This window comes from Ottowia sp. (assembly GCF_047601385.1).
Classification (GTDB): Bacteria; Pseudomonadota; Gammaproteobacteria; order Burkholderiales; family Burkholderiaceae_C; genus Ottowia.
The window spans coordinates 376,564-399,202 of sequence record NZ_JASGJP010000001.1; the positions used below are offsets into that span (position 1 = coordinate 376,564).

The window sequence follows — 22,639 nt, forward strand, 5'->3', positions numbered from 1 at the left end:
TCAATGACGTGACCGACTGGTAACCTAAGGGAATCCCCTAGTACGCATGGGTGCCGGCGCACCCGACAAGGAGCATAGATGAGCGTTTATGTAGTAGGTCTCGGCCTGCACCCGGCGAGCACGGCCGAACACGGGCTACGGCTCGAAGAAATGGTCTGGCGTACCGCGCGAGCGGCGCTCGATGACGCCGGCGCGACGCGTCGGCAGATCGACAGCGTCACGCTGGGTGCCTGCGACGAACTCGACGGCCGGCCAATCTCCAGCATGCTGATGGCCGCGCCCGCGGGCGGCTATGGCACCGACGAGATCAAGGTGACGGATTCCGGCGCATCCGCGCTCGCCCTGGCCTATGCGCGCTTTCTGTCCGGTGAGTCGAACTTCGGGCTGGTCGCGAGCTGGTGCAAGACGTCGAAGACCGACGTCGCCACGGTAATGCGCCTGCGCGGCGACCCGTTCTACACGCGTCCGCTCGGCATCGACGACGCCGTGGCCGACGCGCTGTTCGCGCAAGCAGTCGCCAGCGAATACGGGGTGGACGAAGAAGAGGTGTCGCGACGGGTGGCGGCCGCATTCCAGCGCGCAGCCCGCAACCCCCGCGGCATGCGCCATGCCGCACCATCCGAAGAGGCCTTGAGCCAGTCCCAATACGTCGCACTTCCGCTGCGCTCGGGGCAGAGAGCCCCTTACAGCGATGGCGCCGTGGCGCTCGCCCTCGCCTCGGAGCAGTTCCTGCGCGCCAACCCCGAATGCAAGCCGCTGGCTCGTATCGCCGGTATCGGCTGGGCGACCGATGAATACCGCCTGGACGGGCAACGCCTGCGCGGACTGAAGTCCGCACGCATGGCCTGGAGCAGCGCGCTTCACCAAGCCGGCCTCAAGGATGCATCAGCGCTTGATTGCATCGAACTCGAAACCCCGACCGGATGGCACGAGGCCGCGTATGTCCGCGCCTTCGGTATCGAACAGGCAGAGAAGGTGTCACCGTCCGGGGGGTCCTTCTCCCAGAACCCCCTCTTCTGCACAGGTTTGGTCAATGCGGCGGAAGCAGTGCTGCAGGCTGCCGGCCGCGCCGGCAAGGTGCAGCGGCCGGGCGCGCGGTGGACCGCAGCCCATGGCTGCCACGGCTATGCCCAGCAGGGCAACGTGGCGATGGTGTTCGAAAGCGCAGGAGCCGTTCAATGAATCAGACCGTTGCCGTTATCGGGACCTTCCAGACCGATTTCAAGACCCACGACCCGGATCACACCTTCGTCGAGCAGGCGCAGATCGCCGCAGCCGGGGCGCTCAAGGACGCGGGCATGACGCCTGACGACATCGATGCGGTCGTATTTTCGCTCGCGCCCACCCATTTCATGGGCGTGGCCGACGCGGATCGCTGGTCCATCGACCACATCTTCAGTGCTGGCAAGCCGATGATCCGCGTGCATACCGGCGGCGCGACGGGCGGATCGGCGGTGCAGGCCGCCTATAACCTCGTGCGCTCCGGGTTGCATCGCTCCGTGCTGGTGGTTGGCGCCGAGCGCATCGCCGAAACCCCCGATGCCCAGGACGTGCTGAATCTGATCTTCGATCTGTTCTACGAGCGCGACATGCCGCTGTCCACCAACACGTCGGTGGGACTCTGGGCCACCGGCTACCTGGCGCGCCACGGCTGCACTGAAGAGGATCTGGCACGGGTGGCCGTGCGTGCGCGCCGCAACGCCATGCGCAACCCACACGCGCATCTCAAGGGAAATATCACCGTGGAGGACGTCATGGCCTCGCGCATGATCAGCACGCCGCTGAAGTTGTTCGACATCTGCCCCCGCTCTTCCGGCAGCGCGGCCATGATCGTCGGCAACATGAACATGGCCAAGCGCTTCCGCGCCAAGCCCGCGTTCATCAATGGCGTGGCCAGCCGCACGGCCACCTATTGGATCGGCGACCGCATGACGGCCACGACGGATGCGGATTTCACCGATTTCTGGCTCGCCGGCGAAACGGCCAGAGCCTGCTACCGGCAGGCGGGCATCACCGATCCGCTCAAGCAGATCCAGGTGGCGGAACTGTACGACCCGTACACGCTGATGGCGCCGGTCCAATTGGAGCGGCTCGGCTTCTGCGCTTCGGGCACAGCGCTTCGCCTGGAACGCGAAGGCTACTGGGACTGGCAGACCGGCGCCGTTTCCGTCAGCCCCTCGGGCGGCACGCTGTGCACCAACCCGATCGCCGTCTCCGGCCTGGTGCGCGCCATCGACGCAGCCAACCAGGTGATGGGTACCGCGGGCGAGATGCAACTGCGCAACGTGCACAACGCCGTGTCCACCGCCGCCGGAGGTATCGCACAGTTCTACAACTGCACCGTGTTCGGCGACGAGCCGCGCGGCCATTGAAACCCGAGAGACCCAGGAGAAACAACATGAGTGAACGCAATACCGCCCCGGGCGCCGTGATCACCGAACAGGTCACGCTGCGATATGACTACGCCCTCGGCGAAGTCGCAGGCAAGTTCATGGACGGCCTCAAGGCCGGCAAGATACTGGCCACGCGCTGCTCCAGGTCCAGCCTCACCTATCTGCCTCCGCGCGCCTACTGCGAGCGCAGCTTCGAGCCCTGCGACAGCTGGGTGGAGGCGGGCACCGAAGGCGTGATCGAAGCATCGACCATCGTGGTGCGCGGCTTCCAAGGAAAACGCAATCCGCCCGTAGCCATCGCCTACGTCAAGCTCGACGGCGTGGATTCGGCCATCGGCAACTACATCGACGATCTCGATCTGTCCGACCTCAAGAAGGCGGAGCAGAGGATCGCGCCCGGGCGCCGCGTCAAGGTGAAGTTCGCCAGTACCCGCGAGGGGCGGATCACGGACTTCAGCTTCGTCTGCATCGATTGAAGCGCCGCGCATCATGAACCTCAGCAGGGTCGCGCCCGAACGACGTGCCATGATCGTCGGCATCGGCGAGACGCGCTACACCAAGCGCGGCCAGCAGGCCGACCGCGGCGAGTGGGCTCTGGCCTGCGAGGCCACCGTCAAGGCCTGCCGCGACGCGGGCGTCGATCCGCGACGCATCGAAGGTTTGGCTTCGTTCTCCGGGGACTCTTCACTGCCCTGGCTGATGCAGCATGCGCTGGGCATCCAGCGCCTGCGCTTCGCCTCGATGGTCTGGGGCGGCGGTGGCAGCGGCTCGTGCGGTGCGCTGGCCCACGCGGTGGCCGCCGTCGAAAGCGGACAAGCCGACACGGTGCTCGTGTTCCGATCCATCGTGCAGCGAACAGACAGCCGCTATGGTGCGGCCGGCGGTTTTTCCGAGGTGCCGCAGATCGATCTGCTCGCGCCCTTCGGCATGCTCACGCCGGCCAGCATGTTCGCGCCGATCGCCATGCGCTACATGCACGAGCACGGCATCCACCACGCGCATTTCGCCGAGCTCGCCCTGACGTTCCGGGAGAACGCCCAACGCAATCCTCGCGCCGTCACGCACGGCCAACCGCTAAGCCTGGCGCAGTACATGGCCTCGCGCATGATCGCCGCGCCGTTTCGGCTGTACGACTGCTGCCAGGAAAGCGATGGCGCATGCGCCATCCTCGTGACAACAACGGAGCGCGCACGCGATCTGCCGTGCAAGCCGGTCCGCGTGCTTTCCGCACAGCAGGGCGGCGATGCCGGTTGGGGCTCCGGCGGCATGGGCACGCACACCATGCCTGCCGCCGAGTATGGCGCCGGCAACGGCCACCAGCTCGCACGCGATCTTTACGCGGACGCCGGCATCACCGCCTCGGACCTGGATTTCGCTCAACTTTACGACCATTTCAGCCCTCTCGTGCTGATGGCGCTGGAGAACTTCGGCATCTGCGGCCGCGGGGAAGCCGGTGATTTCGTGGCCAGCGGACAGATTCGGCCGGGAGGGGCCATGCCCCTGAACACCTCAGGCGGTCTGCTGTCTGAAGCCTACATCCACGGGCTCAACCTTGTCGCGGAAGCGGTGCGCCAGCTCCGCGGCGAAGCGACCACACAGGTAGCGAACGCCAAGGTCGGCCTCGTCACCGCAGGTATTGGTTCCACGCCGACCAGCGCAGCCGTCCTCGCCCTATGACAACGACATCCCTCCTTCCCGCGCTCGACCTTGGTCTGCCGCTCCTTCCCGAGCACGAGGAGTTCTGGCACCACTGCGCCAGGCGCGAATTGCGCTTCCAGCGCTGCGGTGCATGCGGTGCCTGGCAGCACCCGCCGGCGCCGGTCTGCCCCGACTGCGGCTCGCCGGAACGCCGCTGGGAAGCAGCGCCGCCCATCGGTGAGCTCTTCAGCTACACCATCGTGCACCATGCCCCCAGCCCGTTTCTCAGGCGGGCGGTGCCCTACAACATCGCGGTGGTCTCCTTTCCGGGATTGGGCGATATCCGGCTCGTCAGCCAGGTGCTCGGGGTGGCCACGGACGCACTGTGGATCGGGATGCCGCTGCGCCTGAGCTGGCGCGAACAGTCCTCCGGTCGATGGCTGCCCTGCTTCGAGCCAGGAGATGCGCATGGCTGACCAGCTGGACTATCCGCTGGCAGACGCGCCCGGGCCGGGCCAGTCGGTCGAGATCGCTCCCGGCGTGCTCTGGCTGCGCATGCCCATGCCATTCGCGCTGACGCACATCAACCTGTGGGCCTTGCGGGATGGCGACGGGTGCTGGTCGGTCGTCGATACCGGGCTTCATACGGTGGAAACCACCGCCGCCTGGCGGATGCTGCTGAGCGCGCAGGGGCCTTTGCATGGTGCCCGGATCACGCGCGTCCTTGCCACGCACATGCACCCAGATCACGTGGGCATGGCGGGCTGGCTGGGCAGGCGTTTCGATTGCGCGCTCTGGATGACGCAACTGGAATACCTGAACTGCCGCATGCTCATCAGCGACACCGGGCGCGAGGCCCCTGCCGACGGCGTCCGCTTCTACCAGCGGGCGGGATGGAGCGAAGCCGACCAGGACAACTATCGCGCCCGATTCGGCGGCTTCGGCAAGATGATCCACCCGCTGCCCGACAGCTTCGTACGGCTGTCGGACGGGCAGAGTATCCGCATCGGCGAGCAAGACTGGAAGGTCGTCGTTGGCAGGGGCCATTCGCCGGAGCATGCATGCCTGTACTGCGCGCAGCTCGGGCTCTTCATCTCCGGCGACCAGGTGCTGCCCCGCATCAGTTCCAACGTCTCCGTCTATCCGACCGAGCCTGGCGCCGATCCGCTGGCCGACTGGCTGTCCACCCTTGATCAGATCCGCCTACGCGTGCCAGACGACGTGCTCGTCCTGCCGGCACACAACGAGCCCTTCCGCGGCCTGCACCTGCGCTTGAGTCAACTGGAGCGCGGCGTGCTCCAGGGCCTGGATCGGCTGCGTGAGCAGTTGCGGCAGCCGCGCCGCGCCATCGACGTCTTCGGCGCGCTGTTTCGCAGGCCGATCGACGACCACCAACTGTTCTCCCTGGCCACCGGCGAGGCGCTCGCCCACATCAACTACCTGCTGCGCCGCAACGAAGCCGTACTCCACGGCCTGGAAAACGGCGTCGCCTGGTATCGGCTTTCGCACTGACGCTTTCCTTCGAACGGCCTTTTGCCCGCATTTCCTCACCACCGCCATGCCCGCACTCATCACAGAGCGAGAGCTCGAGTTCCTGCTGTACGACTTCCTGGATACCGAATCGCTGCTGTCCCGCGCACGCTATCGCGATCACTCGCGCGAGGTGTTCCAGCAGACCCTGGATACGGCACGCCGCCTGGCCACTGAGCTATTCGCGCCGCACAACGCCAAGGGTGACCAAAACGAACCTGTCTTCCGCGATGGTTCCGCCCTCGTGATTCCGGAAACGCACGAGGCCTGGAAGGGCTTTGCGCAAGCCGGCTTTCTCAGCGCGCACTGGGACGAGCACGAAGGCGGCTTGCAGATGCCCGAGGTCATCCTGCGCGCCGCCATGTCCTTGTTCTTCTGCGCGAACGTGTCAACAGCGGGCTACCCCTTCCTCTCGATCGGCGCAGCCAACCTGCTGCGTACATTCGGCGCCGAAGATCTCAAGAAGCGCTACCTGCCCGCGATGGGCAGCGGCAACGCCGCCGGAACGATGTGCCTCACGGAGCCGGGGCAGGGGTCGGCTTTGGGTGACATCAAGACCTATGCCGTCCCGCAGCTGGACGGCACCTACCACATCTTCGGACAGAAGATGTTCATCTCGGGGGGTGACCAGGACATCACCGCGAACATCGTGCACATGGTGCTCGCGCGCATCGAGGGCGCGCCCGCGGGCGCTAAGGGCATTTCGCTCTTCCTGGTGCCCAAATGGCTGACGGATGAGGCTGGCAACCCCGTCCAGCGCAACGACGTGGCGCTGGCGGGTCTGCTGCATAAGATGGGCTGGCACAACCTGACGTCGACAGTGCTGTCTTTCGGCGAGGCGGGCGGAGCCACCGGCTTCCTGCTGGGCGAACTGCATTGCGGCCTGGCCCAGGTGTTCCAGATGATGAACGAGGCCCGCATCGGCGTGGGGTTGATCGGCGCCTGCCTGGCCTACAGCGGCTTCGCCGAGTCTCTTGCATATGCACGCGAGCGGCCCCAAGGGCGCCTGCCCTCCGCCAAGGATCCGCTTTCGCCGCAGGTGCGACTGGTGAAGCACGCCGATGTGCGCCGGATGCTGCTGGCGCAGAAGGCCTACTCGGAAGGTGCACTGGCCCTGTGCCTCTATGCCAGTGCCCTGTTCGAGGACCAGCACACCCATCCGGATCCGCAGCGGCGCACCTCGGCGCAGATGCTGCTGGACGTTCTCACGCCCGTGGTGAAGTCCTGGCCCGCACGCTACGGATGCCTGTCCAACGATCTGGCGATGCAGGTTCTGGGTGGCGCAGGCTACACGCGCGATTACCCACTCGAACAGCTCTATCGCGACCAGCGCCTCAACCCGATTCACGAAGGCACCGAAGCGATCCAGGCCCTGGATCTGCTGGCGCGAAAGGTGGTCATGCAGGACGGGGCCGCCTTCCGGCTACTGCATTCGACCGTGCTGGAGGACGTGCAGCACGCGTCACAGTATCTGCGGCTGCAGGAACACAGCCAGACGCTGCAACAGGCGCTGACCGGTCTGGCCCGCACAACCGAGATCTTGGGCGCGCGGCAGGCCCAGAATGCCGACCTTGCGCTGGCCGGCGCCACGGTCTATCTGGACGCCTTCGGCCGTGTGGTCATGGCCTGGCTATGGCTCAGGCAAGCCATCGTCGCACTTCGTGCGCTGGAGGGCCGAGCATCCACCGATGCCCACCTGCAGGGCAAGTTGCAAGCAGCGGCGTTCTACTTCGCCTGGGAGCTGCCGGCCACGCAAACCCAGTTCGAATTGCTCAATGCATTCGAGCCAACGCCCATGAACATGAAGGACGAGTGGTTCCTGTGACCAGCCCACCGGCTTTTCTGGACAAAGAATGAATCCATGACCATTCAAGAACAACTCTTCAGCCTGGCCGGCAAGACGGCCTTCGTCTCCGGCGCATCGAGCGGCATCGGCCAGCACACGGCCAGGACTCTGGCCAGGGCCGGCGCGCGCGTCGTGCTCGCCGCGCGGCGCGAAGACAAGCTCCGGCAGACCGTGCAGGCCATGCAGGACGAGGGGCTGTCCGCATGGGCCGTGTCGCTCGACGTGACCCAGTCAACAAGCATCCCCGCAGCTTGGCAGGCGGCGCAGAAGCTGCTCGACGCGCCGGTGGACATCCTGTTCAACTGCGCAGGCGTCCTGTACGTCGAGCGCTTCCTGTCTCAAGGCGCGGAGGACATCCAGAAGGTCTTCGACACCAACCTGAAGGGGGCCTTCCTCGTCGCGCAGGAGGCTGCGAAACACATGGCCGAGCGCCGGTCGGGGGCGATCATCAACGTCGCCTCCACGTCCGGCGTGCGTGCTGCAGGCCATCTGGCCAGCTATGGCGCCGCCAAGGCAGGCCTGTTGCACCTGACTTCCATCATGGCGCTGGAACTCGCTTCGAAGGGCATCCGGGTGAACGCGCTCGCCCCCGGCAACATTGCCACGGATATGCACGACCAGTTTGAGAACGCTGGCCTGGCCGACCGCATCAGGGAGCGAATTCCCCAACGCCGGTTCGGTGAGCTCGAGGACCTCGACGGCGCGACGCTGCTTCTCGCGTCCGACGCGGGGCGGTACATCACGGGAACGGTCATTCCTGTGGATGGGGGTCAACTGCTGACGTGGATGTGATGCCGGATTTCATCCATGTTGACCCCCAAAATACCATGTGCTACCACATGGTCACGACAAAGATCCAGCACAGCGCGCTCGCGCCTAAGGCCAGGAGACATTGATGATTCGTTCAAACTTCAGTGCTTGCGCAGCGGCTGTTTTCGCCGCTTGCAGCGTGCGCACCTGAAAACCCCTATGCATCGTCGACCGTTCCTGCCTCCGCCCCCAAGGATCTGTTCACGACCAGCGAACGCAACAGGATGATCGCCGAGCCCTATCCCCAGCGCCTGGTTGCGCGCGATCAGGTCAACATGGGTGCATGTATTGCCGACCTGCAGCGTCGCGGTGGCCGAGGAACTGGGCATTCCGCAAGAAAGGTGGATCCTCCTGCATGGCCACACCGCGCGAGCGCGCTTGCTTCACCACCGCTTCCACCGGGTGAAGAGCGAACAGTTGCCCGATTAGCGCACCGATGTCATCGACAACCGCTGAGCGCATGCCCAGTCGCCCAAACAAAGGGAAAGAGTTGGCAAGAAAGTGGGATTGGGTCCGAGCCACTCGCTCATGGCGCGCCACGCCGCAGTGGTCAAGATACGCACGCGCACATATCCGTCGCGCACCTTGAAGATGGGGTAGAGCGCGTTGACCGGCGGCCGGCCGTTGAGTGCGCTGTCAAGCAACGCCTTGGATGAATTTGCGGACACACGTGCCCGGTGGCGTCACCACTCGCCGATTTCCCGCACGCGCTGGTCGGAGTCCATGCGCACCAGGCGTTCGCGCATCCGCTGTTAGCCTTCTCAAGTTCACCAACAACGGGACGACGCTGGACGCCATGAAATGCCTCGGATTCGCTCCCACTTTTAATCGACACAGGCTCGCCAGGACTGGAGCCCATGACCCCTTGACTGATGACGGGATGGCATCACTGAGTTGCCGCCGGGCTCATGCCAACCCATGCCAACTGTTCCCCAATTGTTCCCCAACTCACTGGGCAAAGAAAAACCCGCTACAGTTTTCATAGCTGTAGCGGGTTGTCTGTATTGGCGCGGCTGGCAGGATTCGAACCCACGACCCCTTGGTTCGTAGCCAAGTACTCTATCCAACTGAGCTACAGCCGCGCGAAGTCAGAGATTATATAACGGAAAACTTGGTAGGGCGTGCTGGGCTCGAACCAGCGACCAAGGGATTATGAGTCCCCTGCTCTGACCAACTGAGCTAACGCCCCATAGCGCGGATTCTAGGCCCCGCCCGTCTTGCCCTGGCTGAGCGCGTTGCTGACCAAGCGCGAGGTGATGTCCACGATCTGGATCATGCGGTCGTAGGGCATGCGCGTGGGGCCGATCACGCCCAGCGTGCCGACCACCTGGCCGTCCACCTCGTAGGGCGCGCTGACGACCGACAGTTCCTCCACCGGCACCGTCTGGCTCTCGCCACCGATGAAGATGCGCACGCCCTCGGCCTGGCTGGAAACGTCGAGCAGGCGAATGAGCTGCGCCTTCTGCTCGAACAGGCTGAACGCGCGGCGCAACTGGTTCATGTCGGTGGAGAAGTCGCTCACCGCCAGCAGGTTGCGCTCGCCCGAGATCACCACCTCGCCCTGTGCCTGGCTCATGGCCTCGGAGCCGACCTGCACGGCGGCCTGCATCAGTTGCGCGATCTCGCCGCGCAGGTGCTCGACCTCCTGGCGCAGACGCGCACGCACCTGGTCGATGGCCATGCCGGAGAAGTGAGCGTTCAGGTAGTTGGACGCCTCGATCAACTCAGCGGGCGAATAGTCGGCCTCGGTGAACAGGACGCGGTTTTGCACGTCGCCGTCGGGCGCCACAATGATCAGCAGCAGGCGGCGCTCCGACAGCCGCAGGAACTCGATGTGGCGGAACACCGAGTTGCGTCTCGGCGCCATCACCACGCCGACGAATTGCGACAGGCTGGACAGCAGGTTGGCCGCGTTGGCGATCACCTTCTGCGGCTGGTCGGGCGGCAGCGCGGGCGCGGCCAGTGCGTCGCGCTGCGCGGTGAGCATGGTGTCCACGAACAGGCGGTAGCCGCGCGCCGTCGGCACGCGGCCAGCGGAGGTATGGGGGCTGGCGATCAGGCCCAGCTCCTCCAGGTCGGACATGACGTTGCGGATGGTGGCGGGCGACAGCTCCAGCCCCGAGGCGCGCGAGAGAGTGCGCGAGCCGACGGGCTGCCCGTCGGCGATGTAGCGCTCGATCAGGGTCTTGAGCAGGCGGCGCGAACGGTCATCCAGCACGGAAGTCAATCGTCATGAATCTGCCCCGCTTTCGAAGCCTCGGGGGTCGAATCATTATGATGTAATTTGCCGATGAGCCTGAAGTTCCCACGCGTCGCCCTGGTCGGCAAATACACTGAAGCCCCGGCCGGCGCCGCCGCCGATTCGACCCGGGAACTGCTGGCGGACATCGGCGGCTTTCTGCGCGAGCACGGCTGCCAGGTGCATCTGGCCGAGCGCACGGCCCAGGCGCTCGACATCACCGATTTCCCCATCCTGGACGTGGCCGGCATCGGTGCCGAAGCCGACCTGGCGGTGGTGGTGGGTGGCGACGGCACCATGCTGGGCATCGGCCGCCGCTTGGCGCGCCACGGCACGCCGCTGATCGGTATCAACCAGGGACGGCTGGGCTTCATCACCGACATTCCGCTCGACGGCTACCGCGACACGCTGCCGCGCATGCTGCACGGCGAGTACGAGGAGGACCACCGCAGCCTGATGCATGGCAAGGTCATGCGCGGCGGTGACTGCGTGTTCGACGCCTACGCCATGAACGACGTGGTGGTCAGCCGCGGCGCGGCGGCCAGCATGGTGGAACTGCGGGTGGAGGTCGACGGCCACTTCGTCGCCAACCACCGGGCCGACGGCATCATCGTCGCCACGCCCACCGGCTCCACCGCCTACGCGCTGTCGGCCGGCGGGCCGCTGCTGCACCCGCTGGTGCCCGCCTGGGCGCTGGTGCCGATCGCGCCGCACACGCTGTCGAACCGGCCCATCGTGCTGGCCGATCCGGTGGAGATCGCCATCGAGATCGTCGGCGGGCGCGACGCCAGCGCCAGCTTCGACATGCAGTCGCTCACCTCGCTGCACCATGGCGACCGCATCGTCGTGCGGCGCTCGGACTTCCGCGTGCGCTTTCTGCATCCGCGCGGCTGGAGCTATTTCGACACCCTGCGCGAAAAGCTGCACTGGAACGAGGGAACCGTCTGACATGCCGCTTCGTCACCTGAGCCTGCGCGACTTCGTCATCGTGCCCGCGCTGGAGTTGGCGCTGGCGCCCGGTTTCACGGCACTGACGGGCGAGACCGGCGCCGGCAAGTCGATCCTGATCGACGCCCTTCAACTCGCGCTGGGCGGGCGCGGCGAGGCCATCTGGGTGCGCGAGGGCCAGCCGCGCTGCGAGATCGGCGCCGAGTTCGACACCCCCGCCACCGCCCTGCCCTGGCTGCGCGACAACGGTTTCGACAGCGAGGACGGCAGCCTGCTGCTGCGCCGCACCATCGACGCCGCCGGCAAGAGCCGCGCCTGGATCAACGGCTCGCCCGCCACCGTCGGCCAACTGCGCGAGCTGGCCGACTGGCTGGTGGACATCCACGGCCAGCACGCCTGGCAGAGCCTGACGCGGCCGGCCGCCGTGCGCGCGCTGCTGGACGGCTACGCCAGCGCCGACACCACCGCCCTGTCCGACGCCTGGACGAGCTGGCAGCAGGCCGAAGCGGCGCTGGCCCAGGCGCGCGCCGCGCAGGACGGCCTGGCGCAGGAGCGCGAGCGCCTGCTGTGGCAGATCGGCGAGCTGGACAAACTGGCCCCGCAGGACAGCGAGTGGGACGAGCTGAACCAGCGCCACGCGCGCTTGTCGCACGCGCAGGCGCTGATCGAGGCCGCGCAGGCCGCTGCCGCCGCGCTGGAGGGGGATGACGGCGACGGCGGCACCCTGCCCGCGCTGGCCCAGGCGCAGCACGCGCTGGAAGCGCAGCGCGGCATCGAACCCGAGTTTGCCGCCCTGCTGGACGTGCTGGAGACCAGCGCCGCGCAGCTGCACGATGCCGCGCACACGCTGCACGCCTACCTGCGCCGCGCCGACCCCGACCCAGACCAGCTCGCCGCCCTGGACGAGCGCATGGGCCTGTGGGTCGGCCTGGCGCGGCGCTACCGCCGCCCGCCGGAGGACCTGCCGGCGCTGCTGGCGGGCTGGCGCCAGGATTTGGCGCGGCTGGAATCGTCGGCAGACCTGGCGCAACTGGAGCGCACCGCCCGCGAAAACCGCGAAGCCTGTCTGCGCGCCGCCCGCGCCGTCTCCGCCCGGCGCGCCAAGGCGGCACCGGAACTGGCCACCGCCGTCACCGCCGCCATGCAGGAGCTGGGCATGCAGGGCGGCCGCTTCGAGGTGGTGCTGGCGCCGCTGGCCGAGCCCGCCGCGCATGGCCTGGAATCAGTGTCTTTTCTGGTCGCAGCGCACGCCGGCTCTACGCCAAGAGCTATCGATAAAGTAGCATCCGGCGGCGAGTTGTCGCGCCTGGCACTGGCGATCGCCGTCACCACCAGCCAGCTCGGCGCGGCCGGCACGCTGGTGTTCGACGAGGTGGACGCCGGCGTCGGCGGCGCGGTGGCCGCCACCGTCGGCCGGCTGCTGCAGCGCCTGGGGCAGGACCGCCAGGTGCTGTGCGTCACCCACCTGCCGCAGGTCGCGGCCAGCGCAGACCAGCACCTGGTCGTCAGCAAGCAGGCCGAGCACGGTAGCGCCACCACCAGCACCGTCAGCCCGGTCGCGGGCGAGGCGCGCGCGCGCGAGGTCGCCCGCATGCTGGGCGGCGAGCGCATCTCCGACACCACGCTGGCGCACGCGCGGGAGCTGCTGCAACCCGCCGCGCCGCCGCGCGGCAAGAAGGCTAAGGCGTGACGACGGAGCTGGTCGTCATCACCGGCATGTCCGGCTCGGGCAAGTCGATCGCGCTGCACGCGCTGGAGGACGCCGGCTACTACTGCGTGGACAACCTGCCGCCCGAGCTGCTGGAGCCCTTCATCGCGCTGGAGGACCAGCGGCAGGCGCGCCGGCTCGCCATCGCCATGGACGTGCGCAGCGGCGAGTCGCTTCCGCAGCTGCCGCTGCTGCTGCACGGCTTGCGCGACAAGGGGCTGGCGCCGCGCCTGCTGTTCCTCGACGCCAACGACCACACCCTGGTGCGGCGCTTTTCCGAGACGCGGCGGCGCCACCCGCTCTCGCTGCCGCACGACATAGACGGCCAGCAGGCGCTGGTGCAGGCCATCGCGCGCGAGCGCGAGCTGTTGGCCGACCTGCGCGAGCGCTCGCACGTCATCGACACCGGCTTCCTGCGCCCGGCGCAGCTGCTCGCCATCGTCAAGGACCTGATCGCCGCGCCCGCCGCCAACCTCACGCTGGTATTCGAGTCCTTCGCCTTCAAGCGCGGCATCACCCTGGACGCCGACTACGTGTTCGACGTGCGCATGCTGCCCAACCCCCATTACGACGCCCTGCTGCGGCCACTCACCGGCCGCGACCAGCCGGTGATCGACTTCCTCGACCGGCAGCCCGAGGTGCAGCGCATGCTGGCGCAGATCGCCGACTTCCTGCGCACCTGGCTGCCGGCGCTGGCGCACGACCACCGCAGCTACGTCACGGTGGCCATCGGCTGCACCGGCGGGCAGCACCGCTCGGTCTATCTGGCCGAAAAACTGGCTGCCCTGTTCGGCGGCGAATGGCTCACGCTGCGGCGGCACCGGGAGCTGGGCGTCAACCTTGGCGCGGGAACATGATGCAGATGAAGATCACCACCTGGAACGTCAACTCCCTCACCGCCCGCCTGCAGCACGTGCTGGACTGGCTGGCCGCCAATCCGGTGGACGTGCTGGCGCTGCAGGAGCTGAAGCTGACGGACGACAAGTTCCCCTTCGACGCGCTGCGCGAGGTTGGCTACGAGGCCGCCGTGTTCGGCCAGAAGACCTACAACGGCGTCGCATTGCTCTCGCGTGCGCCCCTGGGCGAGGTCGTGCGCAACATCGCCGGCTTCCATGACGAGAGCGCGCGCGTCATCGCCGGCACGGTGGAGGGCCCGGGCGGGCCGCTGCGCGTCGTCAACGGCTACTTCGTCAACGGCCAGGCGCCCGGCACCGAGAAGTTCGACTACAAGATGCGCTGGCTGCGCGCCCTGCGCGAGAGGCTGCGCGAGGAACTGGCCGCGCACCCCAGGCTGGTGCTGCTGGGCGACTTCAACATCGCGCCGGAAGACCGCGACAGCCACGACCCGGTGGGCCTGGCCGAGACCATCCACCACACCACGGCCGAGCGCGACCACTTCAAGGCGCTGCTCAGCCTGGGCATGACGGACGCGTTCCGCCTGTTCGAGCAGCCCGAGAAGAGCTTCTCGTGGTGGGACTATCGGCAGTTGGGCTACCAGAAGAACCGCGGCCTGCGCATCGACCACATCCTGGTCAGCGCGCCGCTGGTGCCGCAGGTCAGCGCCTGCGCCATCGACCGCGCGCCGCGCAAGTGGCCCAAGCCCAGCGACCACGCGCCGGTGACGATGACGTTGGGCTAATCCAGCCCCAATTCCTGGATCTTGCGCGTGATGGTGTTGCGGCCGATGCCCAGGCGCTGCGCCGCCTCGATGCGGCGGCCGCGCGTGCTGGTCAGCGCGGCGTGGATCAGGCGTGATTCGACGCGGCCGACCAGCCGGTCCCACACGTCGGCCTGGCCGCCCGCCAGCAAGCGCGCGGCCTCGGCCTCCAGCCCGCGCTCCCAGTCGGCCAGCGACACGCCGGCCGCCGTGTCGGCGATGGCGCCGACCGCCGGTTCAGCGACCAGGGGTTGAGCATCGAATTGGCCTGGAGCGACCGTCTGGCAAGCGCCAGCAGCTATGTTTTCAGTAGCTATCGGCTTGGCGGGCGACAGCGGCACAGCAGGCGTGAGCAGCACCTCGGGCGGCAGGTCCTTCTCGTCGATCACCTGCGCGGGCGCCATCACGGTCAACCAGTGGCAGATGTTCTCCAGCTGCCGCACGTTGCCCGGAAAGCCGAAGCCCGCCAGCCGCGCCAGCGCGGCGTCGGAGATGCGCTTGGGCTCGACGCCGAGCTGGCGCGCGCTCTGCTGCAGGAAGTGGCGCGCCAGCGCGGGGATGTCCTCGCGCCGCTCGCGCAGCGGCGGCAGGCGCAGGCGGATCACGTTCAGGCGGTGGAACAGGTCTTCGCGGAAGGCGCCGTCCTTCACGCGCTGCTCCAGGTCCTGGTGGGTGGCGGCGACCACGCGCACGCTGGCCTTGACAGCGCCGTGGCCGCCCACGCGGTAGAACTGGCCATCGGACAGCACGCGCAGCAGGCGCGTCTGCAGATCGAACGGCATGTCGCCGATCTCGTCGAGGAACAAGGTGCCGCCATCGGCCTGCTCGAAGCGGCCGCGCCGCATGGTCTGCGCACCGGTGAAGGCGCCGCGCTCGTGGCCGAACAGCTCGCTCTCCAGCAGATCCTTCGGGATCGCCGCCGTGTTGATGGCCACGAACGGCCCGCTGGCGCGCGACGAATGCTTGTGCAGCGCGCGCGCCACGAGTTCCTTGCCGCTGCCCGACTCGCCGGTGATGAGCACGGTGACGTTGCTGGCCGACAGCCGGCCGATGGCTCGGAACACGTCCTGCATGGCCGGCGCCTGGCCCAGCATCTCGGGCGCGGCGGACTGCTGCTGCTCGGCGCCCAGCGCCTCGCGCTGGCTCTCGGCCACGGCGCGCTGGATCAGCTCCACCGCCTTGGGCACGTCGAAAGGCTTGGCCAGGTATTCGAAGGCGCCGCCCTGGAAGGCCGACACGGCGCTGTCGAGGTCGGAAAAGGCGGTCATGATGATGACCGGCAGCGTCGGCACGCGCGTCTTGACCTTTTCCAGCAGATCCAGCCCGTTGCCGCCGGGCATGCGGATGTCGCTGACCAGCACCTGGGGGCCGGACTCGCCGGACTCGCTCAGCGCGGCCAGCACCTCGCGCGGGTTGGTGAACGAACGCGTGCGCAGCTCGGCGCGCGCCAGCGCCTTCTCCAGCACGAAGCGGATCGACGGGTCGTCATCCACGATCCAGATGGGCTTCATGGCGGCAGGCTCCTCGAATCAAAGCAAAGTCAGAACATCAGGGCAGCGGAATCAGGATACTGAAATCCGTGCGTCCGGGCCGGCTGTCCAACTCGATCAATCCGTGGTGCTGCTGCACGAAGGTCTGCGCCAGGGTCAGGCCCAGGCCGGTTCCGCCGTCGCGCCCCGACACCAGGGGGAAGAACACGCGCTCCTTGATCGACTCGGGCACGCCGGGCCCGTTGTCGATGACATGCAATTCCAGTGCCAAACGATAGCGCTGCTTACCGATGGTGACCTGGCGCTGCACGCGCGTGCACAGCACGATCTCGGCGTCGCCGCGCGCGATGCGCTCGGCCAGCGCCTGCGCGGCGTTGTGGACGATGTTGAGCACGGCCTGGATCAGCTGCTCGCGGTCGCCGCGGAATTCGGGGATGGACGTGTCGTAGTCGCGCACCACCCGCAGCCCACGCGGGAACTCGGCCAGCACCAGCGAGCGCACGCGCTCGCAGACCTCGTGGATGTTGACGTCGCCCACCATCCGCGCGTGACGGTGCGGGGCCAGCAGCCGGTCGACCAGCAGTTGCAGGCGGTCGGCCTCGTGGATGATGACCTGCGTGTATTCGCGCAGCTCGCGGCCCTCGATCTCCATCTCCAGCAGCTGGGCGGCGCCGCGGATGCCGCCCAGCGGGTTCTTGATCTCGTGCGCCAGGTTGCGGAACAGCTCCTTGTTGGCGCGCGTGTGGTCGGCCAGGCGCTCCTCGCGGTCCTGCCGCGCCTGCTGCTCCAGCGGCAGCAGCTCGACGATGATCTGGCCGGCGCGCTCGGTCTGCGCCACGATCACGTGCACGGGGATCAGGCCGCCGCCGTGGCGCACCAGATGCCCGTCGTAGCGCAGCGCGGCGAAATGGTTGCCGCGCGCGCCGTCCAGCGCCAGCTGCAGCTCGTCGCCGTCGGCGAAGTGGTTGCGCAGCACCGTGCCCTCGATGCTGCGCCAGGACAGCCCCACGGCATCTTCCAGCGCCGCGTTGGCGAAGATGACGATGCCGTCCGGGCCCACCACGGCCACCATGGTGGCCAGCAGGTCGAAAGCCTGGAAGCGGGCGGGGTGGGGTCTGCGGAGTGCTGCCATGACTGCGGGCCGGGCCGCACCCTGGAACGGGGCGCGGTGATCAGCGGTTGAAACGCGCGAGTTCGCGCTTGATGCCGTCGATGTCGCTCTGGTTGCGCGCCATGGCCGCCTTCATCTCGGCCACGCGGTCCAGGTACTTCTGGTGGTTGCGTGCCTCGCCGCCGATCTTGTCGGGCTCGCCGTTGTTGTATTCCTTCGCCAACTCGGCCTGGCGCGCCTCGGCGCGGCGCAGTTCCTGCTCGAGGATGGCCTTGGCGTCGGCGTCGCGGCTGCGCTGCTCGGGCGTGTCGATGCGCGGCGCCGAAGCGGGCGAGCTGGTGGCGCGCTGGGCCGGCGCGGCGCCCCCGCCCCCGCCCGCGGATGAGGGCGACGGCGTGGTGCCGCGCACCACGGTGACGTTGCCGCCTTCGACCAGCTTGCAGCCGGTGCGGCCCTTGACCTGGTTGGTGTACTCGTTGCCGCAGCGGTAGATGCGGTCCTGCGCCAGCGCGCCGGTGGCCGCCGCCAGGCACGAAATCAGCAGCAAAAGAGGTTTCATGTCGGAACTTTCATGCCGCCGGAGCAAACGCCGTCCGCGGCCAATGGGCAAGTATCAGCCATATGGAGTCCGATCCCAACCCCGTGTTCCGCCGCCTGAAACAAAAATGGCGGCCGGGGCCGCCATTTTTTCGCGCTCGGCGCGACCGGGTCACAGCGAATAGTACATGTCGTATTCGGCCGGGTTGACCTGCACGCGGATGCGGTTGACTTCGGTCATCTTCAGCTCGATGTAGGCGTCCAGCATGCTGTCGGTGAACACGCCGCCCTTGGTGAGGAAGGCACGGTCCTTGTCCAGCTCCTCCAGCGCCTGGTCCAGGCTGTGGCACACGGTGGGCACCAGCTTGTCCTCCTCGGGCGGCAGGTGGTACAGATCCTTGGTGGCGGCCTCGCCGGGATGGATCTTGTTCTCGATGCCGTCCAGGCCGGCCATCATCAGCGCCGCGAAGCACAGGTAGGGGTTGGCCATGGGGTCCGGGAAGCGGGCCTCGATGCGGCGCGCCTTGTCGCTCATCACGTGCGGGATGCGGATCGAGGCCGAGCGGTTGCGGCTGGAGTAGGCCAGCTTGACCGGCGCCTCGAAGTGCGGCACCAGGCGCTTGTAGCTGTTGGTGGTGGGGTTGGTGATGGCGTTCAGCGCGCGGGCGTGCTTGATGATGCCGCCGATGTAGTGCAGCGCGAAGTCCGACAGGCCGGCGTAGCCCTTGCCCGCGAACAGGTTCTTGCCGCCCTTCCAGATCGACTGGTGCACGTGCATGCCGCTGCCGTTGTCGCCGTGGTAGGGCTTGGGCATGAAGGTGGCGGTCTTGCCGTAGCTGTCGGCCACGTTCCACACCACGTACTTCAGGCGCTGGGTCCAGTCGGCGCGCTCGACCAGGGTGCTGAACTTGGTGCCGATCTCCATCTGGCCGGCGCCCGCCACCTCGTGGTGGAACACCTCGACGGGGATGCCCATGGCCTCCAGGATCATGACCATCTCGGCCCGCATGTCGTGCGTGCTGTCCACCGGCGGCACGGGGAAGTAGCCGCCCTTGGTGGTGGGGCGGTGGCCGCGGTTGCCGCCTTCGAGCTTGGCGCCGCTGTTCCACGGGGCCTCGTATTCGTCGATCTTGTAGAAGCTGTTGCCCGGCTCGGTGCTCCAGCGCACGCCGTCGAAGACGAAGAACTCGGGCTCGGGGCCGAAGTAGGCGGTGTCGCCCACGCCGCTGGCCTTGAGATACGCCTCGGCGCGGCGGGCGATGGAGCGCGGGTCGCGGTCGTAGGCCTTGCCGTCGCCGGGCTCCAGCACGTCGCAGGTCAGCGCCACGGTGGCCTCCTCGAAGAACGGGTCGATGTGCGCCGTGGCCGGGTCGGGCATCAGCAGCATGTCGGAGGCTTCGATGCCCTTCCAGCCGGCGACGGACGAGCCGTCGAAGGCATGGCCGTCGCTGAACTTGTCCTCGTCGAAGTGCGACACGGGCACGGTGACGTGCTGCTCCTTGCCGCGGGTATCGGTGAAGCGGAAGTCAACGAAGCGGCATTCGTTCTCCTTCACCATTTTCATGACATCGGCGACGGACTTGGCCATCTGGCAGTTCTCCTATGGGGACGGTTGTTAAGATTCGGCGCATCAGGGGATGCAGGTTCCATGCCAGCAAACGGCTGCCGCACCGGGAAGGTTCGCGTCATGCAAGCGCCCATTGTGCCTGCACGCGGCGCCGCAGGCGAAAACATGATATGCACTTAATTGGTGCAATCCAGGCGTCGCACCAAAACGGATCAGCCCGGGTTTCGCACTATTTCGGGGCCATAGCGCAGGCCGAAGGGCGCCAGCCAGGCGCGCAGGTCGGCATAGGCGCCGGCCACGCGCTCGGGCGCGCCCTTGACGCCCAGGTCGATGTGGCGGCCATATTCCGGGTGGTCCACGCTGGGCAGGCTGAACACCTTCACGCCCGGATGCGCGGCCTCCACGCGCTCCATCACGGGGGTGAGCGTGGCCTCCATGGCGCCGAAGACGATGACCGAGCGCTCCTGCCACGCCGCGCGACGGTGCAGGTGCGGGTAGCGGTGGTCCAGCACCCATTCGATCATCGGCCAGGCCATCACCGGGAAGCCGGGCATGAAATAAATCCCCCCACGCTCCCCCACTGCGTGTGGGTCGCTGCCCCCCGAGGGGGCGTTCGCGGCTTGGGACGGCCCGGCGCCGCTCAGCACATAGAAGCCCGGGATCCTGTTGTACGGGTTGGGGATGATGTGGGCGCCTTCGGGGAACACGCCCATGTTCAGCCGGTGCAGGTTGTCGGGCCGTCCGGGCTCGCAGGGCACGCCCTGCTCCGCCGCCAGGTCGCGCATGCGCTGCTCGATCAGCGCCTTGGCCTCGGGGTGCAGGACCAGCGGCACGCCGAGCGCGGCGGCGGCGCAGGGGCGGGTGTGGTCGTCGGGCGTGGCGCCGATGCCGCCGGTGCAGAGCACCACGTCGCCCGAGGCGAAGGCGCGCTGGAGCGTGGCGGTGATGCGTGCCGGCACGTCGCCCACGACCTCGGCCCAGTCCAGGCTCAGGCCGCGCGCGGCCAGCAGCTCGATGACCTTCGCCAGGTGCTTGTCGGCACGGCGGCCGGAGAGGATTTCGTCGCCGACGACGATCAGGCCGAAGCCGGGCGCAGCGTCGTCAGGGCTCATGCGGCAGCTCCCGCCAGCGGGCGTCGGACACACTGGTGGCTGCGGCGGGCGGCAGCGCGGGCGGGCCGGTGGGCGCGATGGGCGGGGGAGCCATCGGCGCTTCGGCCGCGCGCAGCGCCGCCAGCGCGTTCAGGCAGTAGTGCGCGAACCACAGCGAGGAAAAGGCGAACACCATCGTGTAGATCCAGATGGCCACCGGCACCAGCACCACGAACAGCGCCGCGAACACCACGCCCGAGGCCCACACCACGCTGGGCGCGGCGCCCAGGTAGCCGCTGACGATGCCGATCACCAGCAGCGGCCAGCGGTGCTGGCGCAGGATGGCGCGGCGCTCGTCGGCGCTGGCGAACTCGGCCAGCGCGTCGAAGCTCATCACGCGGTAGGTCAGCCAGCCCCAGATCAGCGGCGGCAGCACCAGCACGAAGGGCGGGATCAGCCACATCGGCAGCGTCAGCACCAGCGCCACGATGGCCACCAGCAGCGCGCCGGCGCCCCAGGCGATGGAGCCCAGCAGCGAGGCGCCGCGGCGCCGCTCCAGGCCGGGAAAGCGCCGCTCGGCCACCAACCGCGTCAGTGCCGGCGTCATCATCATCGACACCAGCACCAGCGCGGCCAGCACGATCACCGGCGTGGCCAGCACCACCACCAGCAGCGGCGCCAGCAGGGCCACCAGGCCGCCGGGCCAGTCCAGCCCCAGCCGGCCGTCGAGCCAGTCGATCACGGCCCAGGAATGCAGGCCGGCGCTCATCGCGGCGACGGCCTGGTGCCAGAAGAACCAGCCCAGGCCGAGCGCGGCCAGCGTCATCACCAGCAGCGGCAGCAGGGACATGACGATCACCCTGGGCAGCAGCGCGTTGCCCAGGGCATGCATGAAGGCGTCGATCACTTGGCGCATGATGGGACGGAGCATAGCGCGGGCGCGATCACTTCTGTTTCGATAGCTGCTGGCGCTTGGTGGGCGGGCGCTGGAGGCCGATTTGACGATCATCCGCGACAGCGCGCCCCGGCGACGCCCGGCGCATGCCGCGGACGCAGAATCCGCAGACAACGAACCGAAAGGGTGGTCATGGCATCGGTGTATCTCGTGGTGGCGCTGGGCGCGGCGGTGGCGGGCTTCGTGCAGGGGCTGTCGGGCTTCGCCTTCGGCATGGTGGCCATGTCGTTCTGGGCCTGGGCGCTGGAGCCGCGCCTGGCCGCCGCGCTGGCCGTGTTCGGCGCGCTGACGGGGCAGGTCCTCGCGGCGGCCACGGTGCGGCGCGGCTTCGACTGGCGGCGCCTGCTGCCCTTCGTCGCCGGCGGCCTGGTGGGCATACCGCTGGGCGTGGCGCTGCTGCCGCACCTGGACATGCAGGGGTTCAGGGCCATCCTGGGCGCGCTGCTGGTGCTGTGGTGCCCGGCGATGCTGCTGTCGCCGCGGCTGCCGCGCATCACGGCGGGCGGGCGGCTGGCGGACGGCGCCGTCGGCCTGGCGGGCGGCATCATGGGCGGCATCGGCGGCTTCACCGGCGCGCTGCCCACGCTGTGGTGCACGCTGCGCGGCTACGAGAAGGACGCGCAGCGCTCGGTCATCCAGAACTTCAACCTGTCCATGCTGGCCGTGACCATGGGCACCTACCTCGCCACCGGGGTGGTCACGCGCGAGATGCTGCCACTGTTCGCCGTCGTGGCGCCGGCCATGCTGGTGCCGACGCTGCTGGGCACGCGGCTCTACATCGGCATCAGCGAGGCGCGCTTCAGGCAGATCGTGCTGGGGCTGCTCACGGCCTCGGGCGCGGCGCTGCTGGCTTCGGCGCTGCCAAGGCTGCCGGGGTGAACCCCTGCCCCAGAGACTTATAAGCCGAATCGGCCTCCAACGCTTATGTGGAAAGCGCTGGCAGCTATCAATATAGTAGCTATTCGCGCCTGGCCAGCCGCGCTGGGGGCCGATTTCACTCAGAATCCCCGCCCGGCACGCCGGCGACGGGGCTCAGCCCCCCCGGGTTGCGCGCACGCCTGGCGCGACGCGTGCGCGGAAAGGTGCGGCTCCCCGTACTGGGGGGCGTTCGGCTCACCG

20 protein-coding genes and 2 tRNA genes are annotated in these 22,639 nt (G+C 68.0%); 13 read left to right on the plus strand and 9 right to left on the minus strand.

Translation table 11 applies throughout. The features are described from left to right. Nucleotides 1–78 precede the first annotated feature (78 nt). Genes QM772_RS01790 through QM772_RS01825 form a run of 8 tightly spaced genes read left to right on the plus strand, consistent with a single transcriptional unit; the run spans nucleotide 79 to nucleotide 8,199 of the window. Nucleotides 79–1,182, plus strand: a complete 1,104-nt coding sequence (locus QM772_RS01790; RefSeq protein ID WP_415133572.1) for a thiolase family protein — start codon at nucleotides 79–81, stop codon at nucleotides 1,180–1,182. Continuing rightward, nucleotides 1,179–2,372 (plus strand): thiolase C-terminal domain-containing protein, encoded by a 1,194-nt coding sequence (locus QM772_RS01795; RefSeq protein WP_415133574.1) that lies wholly within the window; start codon nucleotides 1,179–1,181, stop codon nucleotides 2,370–2,372. Before QM772_RS01790 ends, QM772_RS01795 begins: the two co-directional genes overlap by 4 nt. Before the next feature lie 26 nt (nucleotides 2,373–2,398). After that, nucleotides 2,399–2,869, plus strand: coding sequence for a Zn-ribbon domain-containing OB-fold protein (locus QM772_RS01800; RefSeq protein WP_415133576.1), 471 nt, complete (start codon nucleotides 2,399–2,401; stop codon nucleotides 2,867–2,869). A gap of 13 nt (nucleotides 2,870–2,882) precedes the next feature. Further along, nucleotides 2,883–4,070 (plus strand): thiolase C-terminal domain-containing protein, encoded by a 1,188-nt coding sequence (locus tag QM772_RS01805; protein ID WP_415133578.1) that lies wholly within the window; start codon nucleotides 2,883–2,885, stop codon nucleotides 4,068–4,070. Continuing rightward, nucleotides 4,067–4,507 (plus strand): Zn-ribbon domain-containing OB-fold protein, encoded by a 441-nt coding sequence (locus QM772_RS01810; protein WP_415133580.1) that lies wholly within the window; start codon nucleotides 4,067–4,069, stop codon nucleotides 4,505–4,507. Before QM772_RS01805 ends, QM772_RS01810 begins: the two co-directional genes overlap by 4 nt. Further along, complete coding sequence (locus tag QM772_RS01815; protein WP_415133582.1) at nucleotides 4,500–5,543, plus strand: MBL fold metallo-hydrolase; 1,044 nt, start codon at nucleotides 4,500–4,502, stop codon at nucleotides 5,541–5,543. The genes QM772_RS01810 and QM772_RS01815 overlap by 8 nt, the downstream gene beginning before the upstream one ends. A gap of 46 nt (nucleotides 5,544–5,589) precedes the next feature. Beyond that, nucleotides 5,590–7,386, plus strand: a complete 1,797-nt coding sequence (locus QM772_RS01820) for an acyl-CoA dehydrogenase (protein WP_415133584.1) — start codon at nucleotides 5,590–5,592, stop codon at nucleotides 7,384–7,386. A gap of 36 nt (nucleotides 7,387–7,422) precedes the next feature. Further along, entirely contained in the window at nucleotides 7,423–8,199 is a 777-nt protein-coding gene (locus QM772_RS01825) for an SDR family NAD(P)-dependent oxidoreductase (protein WP_415133586.1), read from the plus strand. 1,023 nt (nucleotides 8,200–9,222) lie between these two features. Here the strand turns inward: QM772_RS01825 and QM772_RS01830 are convergent. From QM772_RS01830 to hrcA, 3 genes are all read right to left on the minus strand, one after another. Further along, nucleotides 9,223–9,299, minus strand: a tRNA-Arg gene (locus QM772_RS01830). A gap of 30 nt (nucleotides 9,300–9,329) precedes the next feature. Beyond that, nucleotides 9,330–9,406, minus strand: a tRNA-Ile gene (locus tag QM772_RS01835). A gap of 12 nt (nucleotides 9,407–9,418) precedes the next feature. Further along, on the minus strand, nucleotides 9,419–10,435 hold the full coding sequence (gene hrcA, locus QM772_RS01840) for a heat-inducible transcriptional repressor HrcA (protein WP_415133587.1): 1,017 nt from the start codon (nucleotides 10,433–10,435) through the stop codon (nucleotides 9,419–9,421). Nucleotides 10,436–10,507: 72 nt separating this feature from the next. On the opposite strand from hrcA, the gene QM772_RS01845 reads away from it, so the two are divergent. Genes QM772_RS01845 through xth form a run of 4 tightly spaced genes read left to right on the plus strand, consistent with a single transcriptional unit; the run spans nucleotide 10,508 to nucleotide 14,751 of the window. After that, nucleotides 10,508–11,404, plus strand: coding sequence for an NAD kinase (locus tag QM772_RS01845; RefSeq protein ID WP_415133589.1), 897 nt, complete (start codon nucleotides 10,508–10,510; stop codon nucleotides 11,402–11,404). 1 nt (nucleotide 11,405) lies between these two features. Beyond that, nucleotides 11,406–13,094, plus strand: a complete 1,689-nt coding sequence (gene recN / locus QM772_RS01850) for a DNA repair protein RecN (protein ID WP_415133591.1) — start codon at nucleotides 11,406–11,408, stop codon at nucleotides 13,092–13,094. Then, on the plus strand, nucleotides 13,091–13,969 hold the full coding sequence (gene rapZ, locus QM772_RS01855) for an RNase adapter RapZ (protein WP_415133593.1): 879 nt from the start codon (nucleotides 13,091–13,093) through the stop codon (nucleotides 13,967–13,969). Before recN ends, rapZ begins: the two co-directional genes overlap by 4 nt. 5 nt (nucleotides 13,970–13,974) lie before the next feature. Next, nucleotides 13,975–14,751, plus strand: coding sequence for an exodeoxyribonuclease III (gene xth / locus QM772_RS01860; RefSeq protein ID WP_415133595.1), 777 nt, complete (start codon nucleotides 13,975–13,977; stop codon nucleotides 14,749–14,751). Here the strand turns inward: xth and ntrC are convergent. The 6 genes from ntrC to QM772_RS01890 all read right to left on the minus strand — a co-directional run bounded on the left by ntrC (nucleotide 14,748) and on the right by QM772_RS01890 (nucleotide 21,481). After that, nucleotides 14,748–16,280, minus strand: a complete 1,533-nt coding sequence (gene ntrC / locus QM772_RS01865; protein ID WP_415133597.1) for a nitrogen regulation protein NR(I) — start codon at nucleotides 16,278–16,280, stop codon at nucleotides 14,748–14,750. The genes xth and ntrC overlap by 4 nt on opposite strands. A 37-nt stretch (nucleotides 16,281–16,317) precedes the next feature. After that, nucleotides 16,318–17,391, minus strand: coding sequence for a nitrogen regulation protein NR(II) (gene glnL / locus QM772_RS01870; RefSeq protein ID WP_415133598.1), 1,074 nt, complete (start codon nucleotides 17,389–17,391; stop codon nucleotides 16,318–16,320). A 40-nt stretch (nucleotides 17,392–17,431) separates the two neighbouring features. Next, a complete protein-coding gene (locus QM772_RS01875) occupies nucleotides 17,432–17,929 on the minus strand; it encodes a hypothetical protein (protein ID WP_415133600.1) in 498 nt (165 codons plus the stop codon). 150 nt (nucleotides 17,930–18,079) lie between these two features. Beyond that, entirely contained in the window at nucleotides 18,080–19,495 is a 1,416-nt protein-coding gene (gene glnA, locus QM772_RS01880) for a type I glutamate--ammonia ligase (RefSeq protein ID WP_415133601.1), read from the minus strand. 191 nt (nucleotides 19,496–19,686) lie between these two features. Continuing rightward, nucleotides 19,687–20,586 (minus strand): competence/damage-inducible protein A, encoded by a 900-nt coding sequence (locus QM772_RS01885; protein ID WP_415133603.1) that lies wholly within the window; start codon nucleotides 20,584–20,586, stop codon nucleotides 19,687–19,689. Beyond that, the gene (locus QM772_RS01890; protein WP_415133605.1) at nucleotides 20,576–21,481 is read right to left on the minus strand and encodes an EI24 domain-containing protein; all 906 of its coding nucleotides are present in this window, start codon (nucleotides 21,479–21,481) and stop codon (nucleotides 20,576–20,578) included. Before QM772_RS01890 ends, QM772_RS01885 begins: the two co-directional genes overlap by 11 nt. A gap of 171 nt (nucleotides 21,482–21,652) precedes the next feature. On the opposite strand from QM772_RS01890, the gene QM772_RS01895 reads away from it, so the two are divergent. Further along, nucleotides 21,653–22,399, plus strand: coding sequence for a sulfite exporter TauE/SafE family protein (locus QM772_RS01895; RefSeq protein WP_415133607.1), 747 nt, complete (start codon nucleotides 21,653–21,655; stop codon nucleotides 22,397–22,399). Nucleotides 22,400–22,639: the final 240 nt, after the last annotated feature.

Excerpts from the sequence above, each read along its gene's own strand:
- QM772_RS01795 (WP_415133574.1), top strand. The coding sequence starts at position 1,179 with ATGAATCAGACCGTTGCCGTTATCGGGACCTTCCAGACCGATTTCAAG.
- ntrC (WP_415133597.1), bottom strand. The coding sequence starts at position 16,280 with ATGAAGCCCATCTGGATCGTGGATGACGACCCGTCGATCCGCTTCGTG.
- QM772_RS01890 (WP_415133605.1), bottom strand. The coding sequence starts at position 21,481 with ATGCGCCAAGTGATCGACGCCTTCATGCATGCCCTGGGCAACGCGCTG.
- QM772_RS01885 (WP_415133603.1), bottom strand. The coding sequence starts at position 20,586 with ATGAGCCCTGACGACGCTGCGCCCGGCTTCGGCCTGATCGTCGTCGGC.
- QM772_RS01790 (WP_415133572.1), top strand. The coding sequence starts at position 79 with ATGAGCGTTTATGTAGTAGGTCTCGGCCTGCACCCGGCGAGCACGGCC.
- QM772_RS01805 (WP_415133578.1), top strand. The coding sequence starts at position 2,883 with ATGAACCTCAGCAGGGTCGCGCCCGAACGACGTGCCATGATCGTCGGC.
- glnL (WP_415133598.1), bottom strand. The coding sequence starts at position 17,391 with ATGGCAGCACTCCGCAGACCCCACCCCGCCCGCTTCCAGGCTTTCGAC.
- QM772_RS01845 (WP_415133589.1), top strand. The coding sequence starts at position 10,508 with ATGAGCCTGAAGTTCCCACGCGTCGCCCTGGTCGGCAAATACACTGAA.
- QM772_RS01875 (WP_415133600.1), bottom strand. The coding sequence starts at position 17,929 with ATGAAACCTCTTTTGCTGCTGATTTCGTGCCTGGCGGCGGCCACCGGC.
- QM772_RS01820 (WP_415133584.1), top strand. The coding sequence starts at position 5,590 with ATGCCCGCACTCATCACAGAGCGAGAGCTCGAGTTCCTGCTGTACGAC.
- QM772_RS01810 (WP_415133580.1), top strand. The coding sequence starts at position 4,067 with ATGACAACGACATCCCTCCTTCCCGCGCTCGACCTTGGTCTGCCGCTC.
- glnA (WP_415133601.1), bottom strand. The coding sequence starts at position 19,495 with ATGGCCAAGTCCGTCGCCGATGTCATGAAAATGGTGAAGGAGAACGAA.
- recN (WP_415133591.1), top strand. The coding sequence starts at position 11,406 with ATGCCGCTTCGTCACCTGAGCCTGCGCGACTTCGTCATCGTGCCCGCG.
- QM772_RS01825 (WP_415133586.1), top strand. The coding sequence starts at position 7,423 with ATGACCATTCAAGAACAACTCTTCAGCCTGGCCGGCAAGACGGCCTTC.
- QM772_RS01815 (WP_415133582.1), top strand. The coding sequence starts at position 4,500 with ATGGCTGACCAGCTGGACTATCCGCTGGCAGACGCGCCCGGGCCGGGC.
- QM772_RS01800 (WP_415133576.1), top strand. The coding sequence starts at position 2,399 with ATGAGTGAACGCAATACCGCCCCGGGCGCCGTGATCACCGAACAGGTC.
- xth (WP_415133595.1), top strand. The coding sequence starts at position 13,975 with ATGAAGATCACCACCTGGAACGTCAACTCCCTCACCGCCCGCCTGCAG.
- QM772_RS01895 (WP_415133607.1), top strand. The coding sequence starts at position 21,653 with ATGGCATCGGTGTATCTCGTGGTGGCGCTGGGCGCGGCGGTGGCGGGC.